This window comes from Providencia sp. PROV141 (genome assembly GCF_028481645.1).
Classification (GTDB): Bacteria; Pseudomonadota; Gammaproteobacteria; order Enterobacterales; family Enterobacteriaceae; genus Providencia; species Providencia rettgeri.
Genome location: NZ_JAMPPR010000024.1, coordinates 48,500 through 65,154, shown reverse-complemented (window position 1 = coordinate 65,154; position 16,655 = coordinate 48,500). Strand labels below are relative to the sequence as shown.

Sequence of the window (16,655 nt, the reverse complement as noted above, 5' to 3'; positions counted from 1 at the left end):
CGCTGTTATCTATATGTGGATCGTGTAAAAACAGTAGCGCAGCATAAACTCAGCAACCATCGCCGCTGTACAACCAACCACTAAATACCTTTTACTATTTGAGGTAATGACCCCATTCGCCGTTTGTCGTATATGACGAAACAACCCATATCCCAATACCATCACCGCCAATATGCCAACTACCCAACTCGTGATACGCAGTGACCAAATCCCTTGGTATGCATAGATAGAGTCGATAGGAAATGTAATGGATTCATTATTATAGCTAGTGTGAACCAAGTAACTTTCATAGGCAGGCTGATAAGCTAAACGAACCAGTAAGCTAACCCCAATCACCGCCCATAATATCCATAGCCCACGAGTTGATATCTGAGCCTCTACGGCTCCGACGTTAAAACGCAATAACAAATTGATTAATAAGTAATACCCAGCAGCACCTGCTGTAAACATGGTGCCGTAGAACATCAAATAAGTATTATCATTCATCCACGTTAACATTGATGTATAACGATAAATTGAAGCCATGGCATACACATCACATAGCCCTGCAATAATCGCTAAACCAAGTAACAGATATGACAATTCCTTTTTGAACCATAACCATAGGAAAGTGAGCCCAAGAAAAGAAAAATAGGTGGCAGTGAATACCACTTCACGGCTTAACCACGATGAAAAAATATTCAATAGGGAATTAGGCGCATTCAAAGGAACCCCTAAGTGGGTAATTGAAGACAATAAACCGATCCCCGCAAATACGCAGGCGACAAACACATACCACAGCAAAAACTGTGTGTGCGTTTTACCCGTTAAATTCGCCGATAATTTGTTTGCAAAAAGCGCTAACATCACACTCAACCCAATGGATGTTTGCATTAAAAATGTGAATAATAACAGTGGCCATTCATTCATTTGGCTTCTCCTTGTGAGTCTTGTGTACGACCCGCCCCAAGATGTGGATGGATCACTAAATTTGGGTGGGTAATCGATGAGTCTGGTAATCCTCGGACATCCGCTAGCTCCCCATAACGTTGTCGTAATTCATCAATTGGGCCAAATTGAATGGCTCCTAGTGGGCAAGTGGCGACGCAGACGGGCTGCTCCCCTTTTAGTTGTAAATCAATACAAAAATCACATTTCGACATTTGCTTGGTTTCAGGGTTCATTTGCGGTGCACCATACGGGCAAGACCACGCACAGGTTCCACAGCCCACACACTTATCTGTATTGACCATCACAATGCCATCCCCTTCACGCTTGTGCATGGCTGTCGTCGGGCAATTTTTCACGCACATTGGGTCGGCACAGTGGTTGCATGAAATGGACAACGTATAGGCAAAGACGTTATTCATCAGCCCCCCTGTGCCATTTTCAATAAACTCACCACCAGCGACTTCGTATACACGACGATATTTGCGACCCACGTCGAGGTTATTTTTATCTTTGCACGCCACTTGGCAGGCTTTACAACCGGAACAACGGGCAGAGTCAATATAAAAGCCAAGCTGTTTGTCACTAATCGCGGGATAAACCTGAAATTTACTCATGCTTTGCTTACCTCCACCAATAAGGTTTGATGGGCATTTCCATGTGCCATCGCTGTACTGCGGGAAGATGTTAAAACGTTCGCACAACCGCCTTGGTCAATGCCATTTTCATCAGGTTGCCACCATGCTCCGGCTTGTAAAGCGACAACGCCAGGCATAATGCGCTGGGTAATTTTGACTGGCACCATGGTGATACCGCGGTCATTATTCACTTTGACCCGCTCCCCATCCGCGATATTTCGTCTTTTTGCATCGATGGGATTGATCCACAGCTCTTGGCGTTGTACTTCTTGTAACCACGGGTTAGCAAATTGCGTTGAATTAGCGCGATTACGGCCTTTCCAAGTGATTAATTGCAATGGATAACGGGAAGCCAGTTCATCTTCCGGCCCCTCAATGGCGGGCACATAATGAGATAACGCAGGGATATCCACATCATTTCGCTGATAAAGGCGCTGAGAGAAAATTTCGATTTTTCCGGATGGTGTTTCAAACGGGTTATTCTCGATATCGTTAATATTTTTTTCGAAGGCGACATGACCCACATGCGGTTTGTGTTTTAACAAATGGCGGCGCTTAACCAGCAACTCATCAAAGGTTGGAATGCCATCTTCTGGGCGTTTTTGATGAGCGTCATTGACTAAATGCTCAATCCACTGTTTTTCTGTGCGCCCTTCACTGAATTTTTCACCAACACCGAGTTTTTCAGCCACGTCGCGCAACCATTCATAGTCACTACGGCGCTCAAATTCAGGCTCGACGACTTTTTCAGATAAAATAATATAGTTACCGGTTCCCCAAGTGCCGCCCACATTCCAGCGCTCTAAGAAACTGGTTTCAGGCAATAAAATATCGGCATACTTGGCGCTAGGAGTCATGTATAAGTCGCTGTAAACAATAAACTCAACTTTACTTTCATCTTCCAGAACTTTAGCGGCATGCAAAATATCGGGGTTCTGGTTAGTCATATAGTTACCCGCTAACGAAAAAATCATTTTGATTTCCGTATCGAGTTTTTCCGCATTTTTTAAACCATTATTTGGCGTTACCAAATCTTTATTTTCACAGGCTTGTACCCAATTGGTGATGTTGATTTTCGCTTTAACTGGGTTGTCAAATAAGCTAGGGCCCGCTAACGTTTTACGGAGATCCGGCGTGACTGCCATGCCATAACCTGCTGCCCCCCCCCCTTTTACGCCCACATTACCCGTGATTGTTGCCAACAAGGTCGCGCCTCGGGCGGAACGTTCACCACAGATATGACGCTGGGGCCCCCAGCCTTGCATTAATGCCGCAGGTTTGGTGTTGGCATATTCACGCGCCAGTTGGCGTATGGTGTCGGCGGGTACTTTGGTAATGGGTTCCGCCCATTCTGGGGTTTTCACTATTCCATCTTTTTTTCCCATTAAATAAGCCATTAATGACTCATTTTCGGGTATGCCTTCGGGCATCTGGTGCTCATCAAAACCAACAGTGAATTTATCAATAAAGGCTTGATCATGCAGCCCCTCACTGATGATCACATACATCATGGCATCCATCATCGCATTGTCTGTGGTCGGCAAAATAGGGATCCACTGGTCAGCTAATGACGATGCGGTATCCGAATAACGCGGATCGACAACAATGAATTTGGTGCCATTTTTCTTCATTTTTTGAAAATAATGGTTCGTATGGCCAAAAATGGTTTCGTTGGGATTATGCCCCCACAGGATCACCAATGGCGTATCTTCGAGTGTGTCTAGCGTGCTACCGCTTGCTGATGTGCCATAGGTATAAGGTGTGACCGCCATGGTATTGCCGTTACTTACTGAATGGTAATTTTCTAGAAAACCACCCGTGATATTAAATAGGCGGCGTAGCATATTCGCACCAGAGAAAATCCCACCAGTTACCCCTGTGCTGAGACTAACAAAGCGCGAGGCAGGGCCATATTGCTCATTGATACGCTGCATGTTGTCAGCAATCAATGTCGTTGCTTCTTCCCAGCTAATACGCTCAAATCGCCCTTCACCACGTTTGCCCACTCTTTTCATTGGGTATTTCAAGCGATTTGGGTGATAAACAAATTTCCGATAGCTGCGGCCGCGCACGCAAGCACGCATGATGGGCATCTCTTCATCTAAATCGGCATCTGGGCGGGTACTAATTCGGGTTACTACCCCTTCTTTAACGTGTGCTCGAATATCACATTTACCACCACAGTCAAAACTGCTACAGGTGGAGACCACTCTCTCACCTTCATTTTGCAGCGTTGTCGTTGGGATGATATTCGGGTTTTCTGGTGTCGATGCGACCGTGTTTGTGGCAATAAAGGGGACAGCCATGAGCGCAGAGCTGCCTTGAATAAACCGACGACGGGTTAAGGGTTCAATCAGACTCTTGCTATCCGCCCGATCGTGATAATTTTCCATGATAACTCTACCTCTGGCATACATTAGGTTGCCGCGCTAGAGTAATCATTTCCCGGTTTGCCAACTTTCGAAAAACCGCCAAACACATTGGAATTTCAGCCAACCATATAAAACATGTGGTTATGTCAATAAAAACTGCCTATATTCAGAAAATAGATAATAATTTTTGAATCTCAGCCAAGATAAATTCCTATGCGAAATATTCCTCTAAAAACTGTCGATGCCACTCCACGTGATGTGTTAGCTATCGGCACTGATTACCTACCAAACGTGTTACTCGATTCTCACGTCCATCGACGCGCCCAGTTTTTATATGGTGCGACAGGCTTGATTGAAGTCAGTACTGCAGATGGGGAGTGGGTCATCCCCCCTGATAGCGGGGTTTGGATCCCCTGTAATACCCCCCATGAAACCCGGATGTTGAATGTCAGTACACGTAGTTTATACATAGAACCCAAAGCGGCTCCACGTAGAGGAAATAAGTGCGAAGTACTCAGGGTTTCTCCCCTACTTCGTCAGTTATTGCTCGAAGCCGTTGATACCCCAATTGAATATGATTTAAATGGTCGTGATGGAGTCATGTACCAATTGATTTTGCATGAAATTGCACAAGCAGAGCCCTTGCCTTTCTACGCACCCATCCCACGGGATGAACATTTAGCTCAGTTGTGCAGGGAATTCCTAAAAGCCCCACAAATCACCTCATTACCACAGGAATGGGCAGCAAAATTACATAAAAGTGAGCGTTCATTTAGCCGTTTTTTTGGTGCTCAAACGGGGCTCTCTTTCTCTGACTGGCGGCAGCAAGCTTGCTTATTAAGTGCGATTACCCACATTTCTGCGGGTAAATCCATTACCGAGGTCGCATTCGATTTAGGCTACAGCAGTGTCGGGTCTTTTTCGACCATGTTTAAAAAATGGTTAGGGCAAAGCCCATCCAGTTTTATTCAGAGAATTGGTGGATAATATCTAACCATTCAAAAGCTCAATTTAATCAAATGTGGCGATTAACCATGCAGACCCTTGATAGCTTCCTGCGTCTGCATTAGCTCCTTGAATACGACTACGTATCTGAATCGTACGATCTGACTGAATTCCCACACGAATGTCTGTGCCTGTCGCCCCGGTTTGCTCATCCACAATTTCTAACTGACTGTAAATCGTTCTATTTGCAGCATCTTTCATCGGCAATCGCTTTTGCGGGTCGCTATCGGTCGCATAGTCTAACCGCAGCCTGACCTTTGTTAAGGCTGCAAATTTGCAGGTGTATCTGATGCTTTCACTCACCAAGCTATCATAATAAACGCTACTTAATTGGCCATGTCGCAAATTGACTGTACTAGCCTGCCCAGAGCTCGTTTGCGTGGAACACATTGCTTTTACATTTAGCTGAGAAGCCGCAAGACGCATTGGCACTGTTGAGTCAGATAGTGGCCAGCTATCAAAAGGCGGTACAGATTTAGGTTCAGTAAAAGCGCGAACATAACCGGCTAAATCCATTGCGGGAATAACTAATTTTCCATCAATAATTTGCTCATTAATATAAAATGTGATGGTAATCGGAAATTGACTCGTAAACTCATGGGCGGAGCGAACGAGCCCCACATAAGCATATGAGCACATTCCGGCATCAATATTCTTCCAATCCATAATAGGGGCTTCTACTGTCATCACAAGGTTATTATTAATTCGGTAGGCGGTTTTTCCATCAATCGTCACTCCCGCAGAAGCCACATACATAAACAAACGATGAAATGCCTGTGATGAATGAATTCTGGTATTACTGCTCCCCCACCGTCTTCCAACACAATCAACCAAGCCAGATACGCTCACTTGGGCGCTATTGCCATCAATAACGATAGGGTTTCCCACGCGATGATAATTTTTACCATCAGAGCCCACTCGTGAGACGGGGTCAATAACACTATTGCTGTCGAGGCGAATTAAATAACCTGCATTCGAATTTTGTATTCGAGGAGCATAGTCCGCATAGGCTTTCATTCCATACAAACCGAGAATAGCTACCAGAGAATACATTGAGAGATTAAATAATTGCTTAAAGAATCCTTTCCCCAAAAATAGGGAAGATTGCCTTTTCACTATTGAGCTAAAAAACACCTGAAACAGGATTTGAAAATTAGACATAACCGATATTACCGCCTTAATAGTAAGTGACCGAAATCATGGCAATAGCACTAAATTTTCCAGCACTGAGCTGATTCGCTGGCAGGGTATTGACGAGCTCAGCTTGTAAAATAATTCGCTGCAACGTGGCATCTATTTGTTCAGGAAATATTTGCTGAATTTGATTAACTTCAAGTGGATGAGCCACACCGCCAGTTAGGTTATTGATATTAATGCCAAGGCCATCGGTACTGGTTGATAAAATAGTTTTTCCTTGATAAACCATAGTGTTACTATTTTTGGGGTTAATCATGATACCAAGAGCTTTATTCCAATTGCAGCCTGTTAAATACAACGGAAATGTATGGGATTGAGAAACATCATCTGAATTAATTGGTATATTAATCACCCCAAAATTAATTTTTAATGGTGTGCTGTTATCTTCGCTACGAAGCTGGCAGGCTGGGTCGACTAATGTCGCACTCACATCGATTAAAACATCTGACTTAGACATAAACGAGATGAATAAAACACACAAAATTAATTTAGATGACCAATTGGTTGTATTCATCATTCGTACTCCAATGTAAAAGTCGCTGAGCTTGAGAAAAAACCTTTTTTTGCCTCATTCAACGGGTTTTTACGGACAAATACGCCAAATTCCAATTGCTGGCTTCCACCAGCCATAGTAACCGGTTCTACCTCAATCGATTTTTCCCAAACAACAAGAGCCCTTTGCTTATCAACCACCCCAAGCAATACCCCACTATTACCATCAGTTCCTAGGTAACTTTGCCCCTCTACATTGACGCGTTTAGGGCTTTTCCAAGTAATTTTAATCATCTTATTGAGGTCAGCTTGGCTGCATTTTTCAATCGTGATAAAAAACGGAGTAATATCACTGGTAATGTTGTCATTAATCGACTTCAAACGTATATTTTCAATTTTCACCTGCTTAGTAATAGAATCAGCCGCTAACTGACAGGTTTTGTTGACTAAAATGCCACTAAATTCCACATCAAGGCTATCCATACCCCAACCCAATATAGGAATTCCAAGACTTAAAAGTAAAATGACCTTACTCATAAACCACCTCCAGCCGTAACACTTTCGATTTGTGTATAGCAACAGGCGGGTGAATCAAATTATTACCGTTGAGTAAACTCATTTTCTCCATGGCCGTAACATTCCCATTTTGCACATCATAAAAGCGTATTCGTGCAGGCGTTGTTTGTGTTTTGTTAGCAGAAAAGGCGTCGCCTGCGCCACATTGCGTCAACATCACCGTTGAGGTTGATATTTTTAAATGACAAGGTGAATTGAATAATTCAGCGCTGACTTCTAACCATCCACTATTTAAATCTTCATAATGCGATTCATTCACCGCAATATGATTTAAAAATCCGCTCGCTGAAGCCATTCCCTCCATCATGCCACTAATGAAAAATAGACCGATAAGCATATGTTTTATCAATGCATTACTCCTTCTATTATTAATGCTAGCCATATATTCCTACCTAACTAGCGTTCATCGACCACAGTGCAAATGTCTTGCTGGCAACGAAAAGCCAAAGTCGGTTTTCCGCCATAGTCGTTGATATAGGTTAAATGAGGTTTTGTCAGAGGCTGGGAAACAAGCTCTTGGGTAGATTTAGGCGGTACCATCACTACCTCAAATTGACTTTGCTCAGATTGTTTTTGGTTATTACCCAACCCAATAACAGTCAAATTAAAAGGCGTTGAATTATTGAGTTGATACCCTTTATGCGTTTTCATTAATGTGACTTTATGAGCCCAATTTGTCTCAGACTCAGCTAGAATGGATGCGGGTCGATAAAAAAGCTTCACCCGTGATTGCAAAGCAATTTGTAAGGTATTCGCATCATGAGATTTAGGCGGGACTTCCCGTAAATTAAAATAAAATACGGATTCCCTATCTTGCGGTAACTGGCTAAATAACGGTGTAAGGCTCAAGCGAACTAAACTTTGGCTATTCGGCTCGACACGTTGTAGAGGTGGCGTGGCTAATAATGCACCCTTTATTAACTTCTGACCTTGCTGGTCTTCAATCCAACTCTGCGCTAGGTAAGCTTCTTCTGGGTTATCATTAGTTATTTTGATATTGATCGATTTTGCATTCCCGGGGAAAATGATCCGAGTTCGATCCAAGGTTACTGCGGCATCGGTATTAAAGGTCAATATTGGTGTGACAAACAGTACTCTCATAATCCATTGATGATAGATATCTAACTTCCACATAATTAGCCTCACAATCATTTACTTGATGACGAAGAAATTGAACCAAGAGCTTTGACCGAAGAACACGGCAGTAATAATAGATCCGTAAGCTCATCTAATTTTTCAGGTAGAGATAACTCGCACTGTGGCTGGTTATTCCAATACAACGACAGTTTTTCTTGAGGTGAAACCCCCACTAGCCATGTCACTCCACCTTCACCAATAAGTCCCAATTCTTGGTTATTTTTATTGCGAACGCTCGCGCCAAAAGGTGGGTGCCTTCCATCAGACAGAACAAAAACAGCGAATAACTTATGGCCTTTCATCACTGATAAGCTGCGATAACCAATGGCGCCTTTGGTTAAGGTAATATCTGTTGAGGGATCAAGGCTTTCTATATCATCAGGAAGCTGACTCGTATTAATTGAGGCAGTTGATTTCCGGTAACTATTCATATTAGGAATAACAGCTAATCCAAATGCATTGGTTTTAATCACGCCATTATCGAGAGGAACGCCGCTCACATCCGGTGTTTCAATCATAAGCCGTGTATCGCCGTGCGCTGAGCGGTGTAATGCCGCCCCTTTAGAGGTTAATGTGACCCCACCATTTATTGACCCACCAATGCTGTGGTATTGATCTGGTACATAGCTCGCATTTATCGATGTACTTGCTTGGGACAGGTCTCGTGAGTAGAAGCCACTCAAACTGGCTTGGTTATCAATATGTTGGCCATGGCTATAACCCACATTGATATTGTAATTGTCTTGCTCCCCATAACCGCTATAACCAACCTGATGATTAAATTGGTTATTTCCTGCTGAGCGTGAGTAGAGCTCAGAAAATGTGACACTATGCCCACGGAATAATGGCAAGGTGAGATACAGATTAATAGCATCATCTTCATTACCATTGTCTCGTTCAGTACGAGTCGCTGATAATGATAAATTTGCCGCATTTCGGGACAGAAGTGGAAAATTTAAAGGCGCATTAATGTATAAGCCATATTGCGTTTGTGAATCATGCTGCCAATAAGTACTGTATTGATAATTAATAGAAATATTAAAATCATCAAAATATTTATTTAAATATAATTGATAATTTTCTTTTGCTGCCTGAACACCATTGCCTATTCTATCTTCATCCATAAATTGCGTCAGTGTTCGGTATTCTTTGTCAGCAAAGCGGTAACCCGCAAAGGTAATATCGGTACGTAAATCATCGAAAGATTTTGCGTAATTAACACGATAAGAGCGCCCTTGGCGTCTTTTATCTGAAAAATCGGCAAAGGATTGAGTGATATCAAAAGAAACCGCGCCTATTGAAAAAAGATCTCGTCCTATCCCTAGCGCTGCACTTTGGTAATAACCATTAAGCTGAGTTCCGCCATATAATGACCATGCATTTGAAACACCATATGATAATTCACCACTTACAACAGGCTCCCCCGTCAAATGCCGATTGTCATAACGCGTCTTTCCCATCGCAACCTTATAGATAGCCCGTCCAGGACGTGTTAAATAAGGTAACGAGGCGGTACTAATACTAAATTTACTCTCTTCGCCATTTTCTTCACGTACCGTCACATCCAATACGCCACGAATACCACTATCGAGTGTTTGAATTCGAAATGGCCCTGGAGGAACGGCTGTTTCAGAAATAATACGTTCTTGACTGCGAACAGTCACAATTGCATTAGTGTTTGCCACACCAATAATTTCAGGTGCATACCCCACTAATTTAGGCGGTAGCATGCGGTCATCACTTTCTAAAGAAAAACCAGTATATTGCCAAGACTCAAAAATATCCGAATAAAAATAATTTTCTCCCACGGTAAAAATTGAAGCGCTATCTTTCAATGAAGTAAATGCATAAAGACGAGTAAAATCAAAGTTGTGTTTCTCTTGAGGGTAATCCCCCCGTTGCTTCTGATAAGATGTACTGTAATCCCCACGTAAGCGCCAAGCCCCCCAATTTACCCCTGTAATCCCATTGCTTGATAAATAGATTTGCCGATTACTATCCGTTTCTTTAGTTGCAGAAATATTCGCATTGTAATCAATAAATGCGCCATCTATTCCCTCTTCCCATAAATTAGCAGGTACCCAATATGGGTCGCGATATTCCATCCATATTTGTGGAATAATCATTTTCAGCGACAGCGTACTGAGCTCAATGATAGTTTGAATCCCATCTAGCGCAGAAAAATCGAGACATTTCCCATTATGGGAAAGTGTCACCTTTTTCATTGCAGAACGCTTTAAACCAATTAACTCAAGGACATCAGGAGGAATACAGATAGTTTGTGCCACTTGAGTTGATTCACCTGCGATTGATTTGTTTTCATAAACAGAGATATCGCGGGGTGCCCCTAAACGTTGCCCATTAACAAAGAGAGTAAAAACATAATTCCCCGGTAGCGTATACCCGGCAACCGAAAACTGGCTCATATCAATATTTTGAATATCATCTGCATCTAACACATCTGTATTAAATTCAGTTGCAAATGCTTTCCATCCCATAAGACTCGGTAACAGAAAAGCAATGTGCCAAGCTAGTTTCAATTTTTCGTTAATTTTGAACACCATGCTCTATACCATCCTAGCTATACCAGATTAAATGCAATAAGAATGCATCTTCAAAATGAAGTTTATAAAAGCGTATTACTCGTGTGTGTTATTGGTAATCGATGAAGAAACGGACCAGTCCGTAATAACGACCTGCTTGGATCGGCTGTCCGGTTAATTCCAAACGTAGGAAATAGCGTAGGAAAAGGCTGTACCCTGATTTATCTTGATACAACACATTGTTAGATAATGAATAATCCTTATTAGGTTGTAATCGTATTTTTGCATTATCTAATACCGATATACCTAATCCTTTCGAGGCACCTTGTAGTGTAAAAGCATCAATATATGGTGCATTTTGGCCAACAAAGCGTATCTTCCATGTTTTTAGATCAATGCTTGAATAGGCACTACCGCAATCTTGTAGCTCGATAATAAAAGGCTGGTCATGCATTTCTCGTTGCAAGTTATTAGATAAAAAAGAAAGAGCCAAAGAAGAAAAATCAATAGTTTGATAGCGGTTTTGTAACGAAATTGAACACGGTGCATCAATGACGCTTCCTTTAAGTAACGTTATTGCATTGACGTTGTAGGGTTTACCATTTTTGGTGTCTGCATGTGAATGAATACTAAAAATAAGCATTACCAACAGTACCGTTATATTCATAATCCTTTGATAACTATCCACAACCCCTCCTATAGCGGCTCACTATTTAACCACCAGTTAATTCTGGCGGTTAAACAATTTAGTTATTGATAGGTAATACGAAAGTTTGTGACTGCACTGAACTTACCTTCCGATACACTTTTCGTTGTATCAACAGCTTTCGCTAATGCTTTGAAAGATAAAACATTATCACCTTTTTTATTGATGATCCGTGAGAGTACATCTTTCGCTTTTCCAAATTCAAATCCATCAATGCCAATTCCCACATTGTTGGTATTACCTGCAGAAGTAGAAAGTAAAGTATTTGTTGCATCCGCATAGCTTTGGCCTGTAAACACTAATTCCATTGATTTAACAGCAATAGGTTTTCCGGTTACATCAGTATCGAAATCAGTGAAATCACACCCAGTAAATTCAATATTAAATTTCACTTCAGCCACACGACCATTTTCCAGTGCTCTACGAGATAACTGTCCAAAATCAATAACTTGCTTTAGTGAAGATTGGGCTATATTACAAGGCGTGCTAACAACGACACCCTCAAAATCAACCGTGCCTGTATTGTCTGCAGCAGAATTTGCTGATAATAAACCCGCTATCAATGCAGTAAAAATAAATAACTGAGTTGATTTTGATAATTGAGGTGCAATATTTAATTTGGTTAATCGCATAGATTTTTCCTTTCAATTAAAAAATAAAACTACAACAAATACACTATTAGAAATTTAATAGCGTAAATCTGATTCCCATATTTAATTCAATGAAAGAGGATACAAAAACCAAGTATCACACTATGAGCGCATAATTAAATTAACGATATATTTGATTGAAAATCATCTTTTTTTTGGTTTTCCATAATAATAGAAAAATGATCTTTCGATGAGATAAAAAAGCTCATCCTGTGTTCTTATATCTGCAATTTCACTCGAGTAATTAACTAAAACTTTGAAGAAAAATTCTAGCCAGTTTTTTTCTAATACGATCAGAAGGGTATTCAATACTTCAACATTAATACCAGTTTCCCCTCTTTCATAACGAGAAACCTGCTGTTGACTTATTTTTAATATTTCCGCTAATTGGTATCCTGTTAATGATTTATCAATTCTAGCTTGTCTTAAAAACAACCCAATATCTCGACGTAATAATATATTTGTTTTTGTCATATTATTTCCAATGAGTAGTACTCTTATATGAAATTTTAAATTACTCATTGCTAATTTAAAAATCGATTTATTTTTATATAAAGTAAAATTTAGACACATCAAAAAATAGATAGAAATAACTTAATTTAAATATAGGTTTATTAATTAATTCTGTAAATACGTTTGTATCGATCGAATTTATATAATTTGATAGTCATTTCCTATTAAATTATATAGATTGTGTTTCATGATTAATAAAATTAAAAAATAAACAATTAAAATCAAAGTGTTAAAATAAATTTCAATTAAGATAATAGAAAAGTAAATTAATTACATTAAAATATTAACATACCGGGAAAAATAAAATTAAAAGAACACATTAAAGCTTTCAATTAAGACAGATAAATATATCAAATTTACACAAAAATAGAGTTAAATAATAAAATCAATAAATAAAAAAATGACAAATATAACGCATTAATAATTATTTAAATAATTACTATCAGCTTACGTTATATTCCCCAGAATTAACATAATTAAGATTTAAAATAAAATATCCATTTACTGCATTTTTTATGCATTTATAGCATTTTTTATTTAAACACCTAACAACTTATTCAAATATCCGTTAGAGTAAAACTAAAAAGGAATTCACAATGACAGCAAAATTTTATAGTTACCAACCACAGCAAGGTCACAAGCTACCCCACGACCCTATTCCATCACTTATTGGCCCTAGGCCGATTGGTTGGATATCAACCCGTGATAGCAAAGGTAGAACCAACCTAGCTCCCTATAGTTTTTTCAATATTTTCAATTATTCACCACCTATATTGGCCTTTTCGAGCGTTGGGAAAAAAGATTCAGTCACCAATGCCATTGAAACAGGGGAATTCGTTTATAACCTCGCAACATTGTCACTAGGTGAGCATGTAAATATGAGTAGCGCCACACTCGCACGTGGCGAAAGCGAGTTCACACTAACGGGGCTATCAACTCTCCCCTCGACATTAGTTTCGCCGCCTCGTGTTGCTCAAACACCCGTTTCAATGGAATGTGTTGTCACACAATACCAACAACTTAAACGTGCTGATGGCCAGTTATTGGATACTTGGATGGTGATGGGTGAAGTCGTCATGGTGCATATTGATGAGTCAGCATTGAATGATGGCTTATATGATTGTGCTGGCCAGAAACCACTATTACGAGCAGGAGGACCTGCTGATTATTATTGGATTGAACAACAGCAAAACCTCAAAATGTATCGCCCTAAGTAACCAGAAATCGGAGTAATAAGTATCTTTCTGAGGTTTATTACTCCGATATGTTACTCTTATGGATAGAATTGACAGTTTAGCTGCTCACTGCTTTCTGGATAGGAAAAATGCTCAGTAATTAAATCAAATTGCATTTCAGATGTTTGAAATGGGTTTTCCCCTGCTAAATTGCGGGCCACAAGCCTTGCTTTACACTCATCATTACTGACCTGCAATACATGAAATATATAATGAGCATTAGATGTCTGCGCCAATGATCTTAACCATTGCCTTTGCAAGGGTGTATTAGCAGGAAAATCCATCACAATATTATTTCCAGCCTGTATCAATTGCTTGATATGACCTTCTAATACTTGCTTCACTAAAGCACTTTTCTCAATATAGTGAACTAATTCAGTAATTTCATTAGGGTAAAGTGCAGCAAGCCACTCATCTTCACAAAGCAAAATAGTACAAGGCGAGTTAGCCAATTGTTTTGCTAATGTGGATTTCCCTGAAGCGATTTTGCCACAAAGAAAATGCAAACGAGGTTGATTTTTTAGTAATGATGATGCTTCTGCTAAATTCATAAATCGTTCCTTACTGAAGTATTAACCAGATAAGAACAAAAAACCCGCCTTATCTGGCGGGTTTAGGATGTCGCTTATCCCCACCACTAAGTGATGGTAATAATAATGTTTAAGCTAACGACACCCTGCGACATATAAATTTCCCAAATGGAATTATAATCAACTTATCAGTGGTCAATACAAACTGTCAAACTTAGTTGAATTATGAGCATAAATAAAAGAGGTTTTGAAAATAAATTTGGAAAATCAATTTTTTGATTTTCGGCTGATAACACAAAGCGGGAAAAACCACGCTTTTATCCCGCTTTGTCAACAACCTTAGACCTGAATAAATTCAGGTCTTTTATTTCACTAACTAATGTTTACCATTTTTATGGTGATTAAGTGTTTCTTCTTTTAAATCAAGTTCATCACGTAAACGATGGTACACCCTTTCATTGATATTTTTGCTTTTACGCATTTGATATAACGCGTCCCGTTTTGCTTTTAATGCTGACTTGGACATCTCACGTTCCATATCAATCATCTTATGTAAGTCATACACATCTGACTCAGTTTCATCTGAGTTATCGAGTCGTCTGCCATAAATTTCTAACAGTTGCGCCCCAACCTCAGTACGCATCGCAATTTCATCCATATCATCCGATGGGTGGTTCATCAATTCACGTAAATGCGCCATTGCTGCCTCATTTAAGGCTAAACGCGCTCGAATTTCGTCATTATCATAAGGTAAATCTTGTACCAGCCCCTTGGTTAAAATTGGCAGCGCAATACTGGCAATCAGCAATGAACATAAAATCACTCCCATTGCTAAGAAAATAGCCACATCACGATTCGGAAATAATGAACCATCTGGCATCAGTAATGGTAATGTCAAAATACCCGCTAACGTAATCGCTCCACGCACACCTGCTGTCGCCATAACCGCCATCATACGAATATGCATGACATCAGCTTCTTTACCGCGACGGCGTTTATGGAAGACCGTTAGAGTCATCGAGATCCACACCCAGCTAAACCGTAAAACCGCCAAGGCCACAGTAATGATTGCCACATACACAAATAACATCCAAGGGTGACTCGCCCCAGCCGCTTCTGCGACAGCAGGCATGTTTGTCCACATACCGGGTAACTGCTCACCTAACAAAATGAAAATCATTCCGTTCAACGCGGTTTGTACCGTGTCCCATACCGCTTTACTTTGCATCCGTGTAGCGGCTTGCATACGCCCTGCAATTTTTTCATAGTGCATGGCAATACCAGCAACCACTGCGGCTAAAATACCGGAAACATGTAGATGTTCAGCTAATAAGTAAGCCGTAAATGGCATCAATAGGCTGATCATAATTTGAATAGCAGGCTCTTCACCAGTACGCTTAACTAACAATTGATTTAACCAACCAATTGCCCAAGCCACCAGCAAACCAATTAAAATTCCCCCGAATGCAACGAGCACAAACTGCCCCGCCGCTGAAGCAAGAGAAAATGTACCTGTTAACGCAGCGACCACCGCAAAACTGAAACACACTAGGCCCGTTGCATCATTCAGCAATGACTCCCCTTCTAGAATATGTGCCATTCGCGATGGCAATGGGGAATTGACAGTCATTGCAGACACTGAAACAGGGTCTGTTGGCGACAAAATAGCAGCCAAGGCAAAGGCAACAGCTAAAGAAATAGCCGGAATTAACCAATGTATAAAAAAGCCCATACCAATAACCGTGACAACCACTAGGCCGATGGCTAACGACATGATCGGTTTAATTTCTTGGAATAAGGCTTCTTTAGGAATACGCCAACCGTCCAGAAACAGCAAAGGAGGGATAAATAAAAATAGAAATAGATGAGGTTCAAATTCAACTGTAAAACCGTATAAAGACAAGCCAGCCCCTAATGCTATCTGAATCAGAGGTAATGGAATAATATCTTTGAGCAATCGTGAAACAAAAACGCTCACAACAACGGCTAATAAAAAAACGAGTACAAGTGTCACTACTGACATTGATTGCTCCATGTTTAGCTAATCATTAATTATCAGTTATGCAGTAAATAGATAAATTGAATCAATGTAAAGTAGCAATTAATCATCTGATATAAAAATAATAAATTTAAG

16 protein-coding genes are annotated in these 16,655 nt (G+C 40.4%); 2 read left to right on the top strand and 14 right to left on the bottom strand.

The window, feature by feature from the left end; translation table 11 throughout:
* Positions 1-9: 9 nt before the first annotated feature.
* From PSF09_RS16325 to PSF09_RS16315, 3 genes are read right to left on the bottom strand one after another with little or no spacing between them, the layout of a single operon-like run.
* Complete coding sequence (locus PSF09_RS16325; RefSeq protein WP_272666248.1) at positions 10-909, bottom strand: dimethyl sulfoxide reductase anchor subunit family protein; 900 nt, start codon at positions 907-909, stop codon at positions 10-12.
* Complete coding sequence (locus PSF09_RS16320; protein WP_164528339.1) at positions 906-1,544, bottom strand: DMSO/selenate family reductase complex B subunit; 639 nt, start codon at positions 1,542-1,544, stop codon at positions 906-908. The genes PSF09_RS16325 and PSF09_RS16320 overlap by 4 nt, the downstream gene beginning before the upstream one ends.
* Complete coding sequence (locus PSF09_RS16315; RefSeq protein ID WP_272684173.1) at positions 1,541-3,958, bottom strand: DMSO/selenate family reductase complex A subunit; 2,418 nt, start codon at positions 3,956-3,958, stop codon at positions 1,541-1,543. The genes PSF09_RS16320 and PSF09_RS16315 overlap by 4 nt, the downstream gene beginning before the upstream one ends.
* A gap of 192 nt (positions 3,959-4,150) precedes the next feature.
* On the opposite strand from PSF09_RS16315, the gene PSF09_RS16310 reads away from it, so the two are divergent.
* Positions 4,151-4,924 (top strand): AraC family transcriptional regulator, encoded by a 774-nt coding sequence (locus PSF09_RS16310; RefSeq protein WP_272571697.1) that lies wholly within the window; start codon positions 4,151-4,153, stop codon positions 4,922-4,924.
* A gap of 24 nt (positions 4,925-4,948) precedes the next feature.
* On the opposite strand, the gene PSF09_RS16305 is transcribed toward PSF09_RS16310, so the two are convergent.
* From PSF09_RS16305 to PSF09_RS16265, 9 genes are all read right to left on the bottom strand, one after another.
* Positions 4,949-5,959: an adhesin gene (locus tag PSF09_RS16305; RefSeq protein WP_272666250.1), complete on the bottom strand. Its 1,011-nt coding sequence runs from the start codon at positions 5,957-5,959 to the stop codon at positions 4,949-4,951.
* Positions 5,960-6,119: 160 nt separating this feature from the next.
* The gene (locus PSF09_RS16300; protein WP_272684172.1) at positions 6,120-6,656 is read right to left on the bottom strand and encodes a fimbrial protein; all 537 of its coding nucleotides are present in this window, start codon (positions 6,654-6,656) and stop codon (positions 6,120-6,122) included.
* Positions 6,653-7,168: a fimbrial protein gene (locus PSF09_RS16295; protein ID WP_272684171.1), complete on the bottom strand. Its 516-nt coding sequence runs from the start codon at positions 7,166-7,168 to the stop codon at positions 6,653-6,655. The genes PSF09_RS16300 and PSF09_RS16295 overlap by 4 nt, the downstream gene beginning before the upstream one ends.
* Positions 7,161-7,589: a hypothetical protein gene (locus PSF09_RS16290; protein ID WP_272666253.1), complete on the bottom strand. Its 429-nt coding sequence runs from the start codon at positions 7,587-7,589 to the stop codon at positions 7,161-7,163. The genes PSF09_RS16295 and PSF09_RS16290 overlap by 8 nt, the downstream gene beginning before the upstream one ends.
* 14 nt (positions 7,590-7,603) lie before the next feature.
* A complete protein-coding gene (locus tag PSF09_RS16285; protein WP_272684189.1) occupies positions 7,604-8,308 on the bottom strand; it encodes a fimbrial biogenesis chaperone in 705 nt (234 codons plus the stop codon).
* Between the two features lie 47 nt (positions 8,309-8,355).
* Entirely contained in the window at positions 8,356-10,908 is a 2,553-nt protein-coding gene (locus PSF09_RS16280; RefSeq protein WP_272684170.1) for a fimbria/pilus outer membrane usher protein, read from the bottom strand.
* An 88-nt stretch (positions 10,909-10,996) separates the two neighbouring features.
* Positions 10,997-11,554 (bottom strand): fimbrial protein, encoded by a 558-nt coding sequence (locus PSF09_RS16275; protein ID WP_272684169.1) that lies wholly within the window; start codon positions 11,552-11,554, stop codon positions 10,997-10,999.
* Positions 11,555-11,637: 83 nt separating this feature from the next.
* Complete coding sequence (locus PSF09_RS16270; RefSeq protein WP_272684168.1) at positions 11,638-12,225, bottom strand: fimbrial protein; 588 nt, start codon at positions 12,223-12,225, stop codon at positions 11,638-11,640.
* A gap of 162 nt (positions 12,226-12,387) precedes the next feature.
* Positions 12,388-12,717, bottom strand: a complete 330-nt coding sequence (locus PSF09_RS16265; RefSeq protein ID WP_272666255.1) for a helix-turn-helix domain-containing protein — start codon at positions 12,715-12,717, stop codon at positions 12,388-12,390.
* Between the two features lie 635 nt (positions 12,718-13,352).
* Here PSF09_RS16265 and PSF09_RS16260 point away from each other — a divergent pair.
* Positions 13,353-13,973, top strand: a complete 621-nt coding sequence (locus PSF09_RS16260) for a flavin reductase family protein (RefSeq protein ID WP_210840431.1) — start codon at positions 13,353-13,355, stop codon at positions 13,971-13,973.
* 56 nt (positions 13,974-14,029) lie between these two features.
* Here PSF09_RS16260 and PSF09_RS16255 read toward each other — a convergent pair whose 3' ends face one another.
* Together PSF09_RS16255 and PSF09_RS16250 are read right to left on the bottom strand one after the other, a co-directional pair.
* Positions 14,030-14,542 carry an AAA family ATPase gene (locus PSF09_RS16255; protein ID WP_272666256.1) on the bottom strand — a complete coding sequence of 171 codons (513 nt, stop codon included), beginning with the start codon at positions 14,540-14,542 and terminating at the stop codon, positions 14,030-14,032.
* 355 nt (positions 14,543-14,897) lie between these two features.
* Entirely contained in the window at positions 14,898-16,544 is a 1,647-nt protein-coding gene (locus PSF09_RS16250; protein ID WP_004915075.1) for a Na+/H+ antiporter, read from the bottom strand.
* Between the last annotated feature and the right edge of the window lie 111 nt (positions 16,545-16,655).

What these genes read in the sequence shown, in the direction of transcription:
- PSF09_RS16265 (WP_272666255.1), bottom strand. Translation starts at nt 12,717, where the DNA reads ATGACAAAAACAAATATATTATTACGTCGAGATATTGGGTTGTTTTTA.
- PSF09_RS16250 (WP_004915075.1), bottom strand. Translation starts at nt 16,544, where the DNA reads ATGTCAGTAGTGACACTTGTACTCGTTTTTTTATTAGCCGTTGTTGTG.
- PSF09_RS16320 (WP_164528339.1), bottom strand. Translation starts at nt 1,544, where the DNA reads ATGAGTAAATTTCAGGTTTATCCCGCGATTAGTGACAAACAGCTTGGC.
- PSF09_RS16300 (WP_272684172.1), bottom strand. Translation starts at nt 6,656, where the DNA reads ATGATGAATACAACCAATTGGTCATCTAAATTAATTTTGTGTGTTTTA.
- PSF09_RS16275 (WP_272684169.1), bottom strand. Translation starts at nt 11,554, where the DNA reads ATGAATATAACGGTACTGTTGGTAATGCTTATTTTTAGTATTCATTCA.
- PSF09_RS16280 (WP_272684170.1), bottom strand. Translation starts at nt 10,908, where the DNA reads ATGGTGTTCAAAATTAACGAAAAATTGAAACTAGCTTGGCACATTGCT.
- PSF09_RS16290 (WP_272666253.1), bottom strand. Translation starts at nt 7,589, where the DNA reads ATGGCTAGCATTAATAATAGAAGGAGTAATGCATTGATAAAACATATG.
- PSF09_RS16305 (WP_272666250.1), bottom strand. Translation starts at nt 5,959, where the DNA reads ATGAAAGCCTATGCGGACTATGCTCCTCGAATACAAAATTCGAATGCA.
- PSF09_RS16255 (WP_272666256.1), bottom strand. Translation starts at nt 14,542, where the DNA reads ATGAATTTAGCAGAAGCATCATCATTACTAAAAAATCAACCTCGTTTG.
- PSF09_RS16260 (WP_210840431.1), top strand. Translation starts at nt 13,353, where the DNA reads ATGACAGCAAAATTTTATAGTTACCAACCACAGCAAGGTCACAAGCTA.
- PSF09_RS16295 (WP_272684171.1), bottom strand. Translation starts at nt 7,168, where the DNA reads ATGAGTAAGGTCATTTTACTTTTAAGTCTTGGAATTCCTATATTGGGT.
- PSF09_RS16315 (WP_272684173.1), bottom strand. Translation starts at nt 3,958, where the DNA reads ATGGAAAATTATCACGATCGGGCGGATAGCAAGAGTCTGATTGAACCC.
- PSF09_RS16285 (WP_272684189.1), bottom strand. Translation starts at nt 8,308, where the DNA reads ATGAGAGTACTGTTTGTCACACCAATATTGACCTTTAATACCGATGCC.
- PSF09_RS16270 (WP_272684168.1), bottom strand. Translation starts at nt 12,225, where the DNA reads ATGCGATTAACCAAATTAAATATTGCACCTCAATTATCAAAATCAACT.
- PSF09_RS16325 (WP_272666248.1), bottom strand. Translation starts at nt 909, where the DNA reads ATGAATGAATGGCCACTGTTATTATTCACATTTTTAATGCAAACATCC.
- PSF09_RS16310 (WP_272571697.1), top strand. Translation starts at nt 4,151, where the DNA reads ATGCGAAATATTCCTCTAAAAACTGTCGATGCCACTCCACGTGATGTG.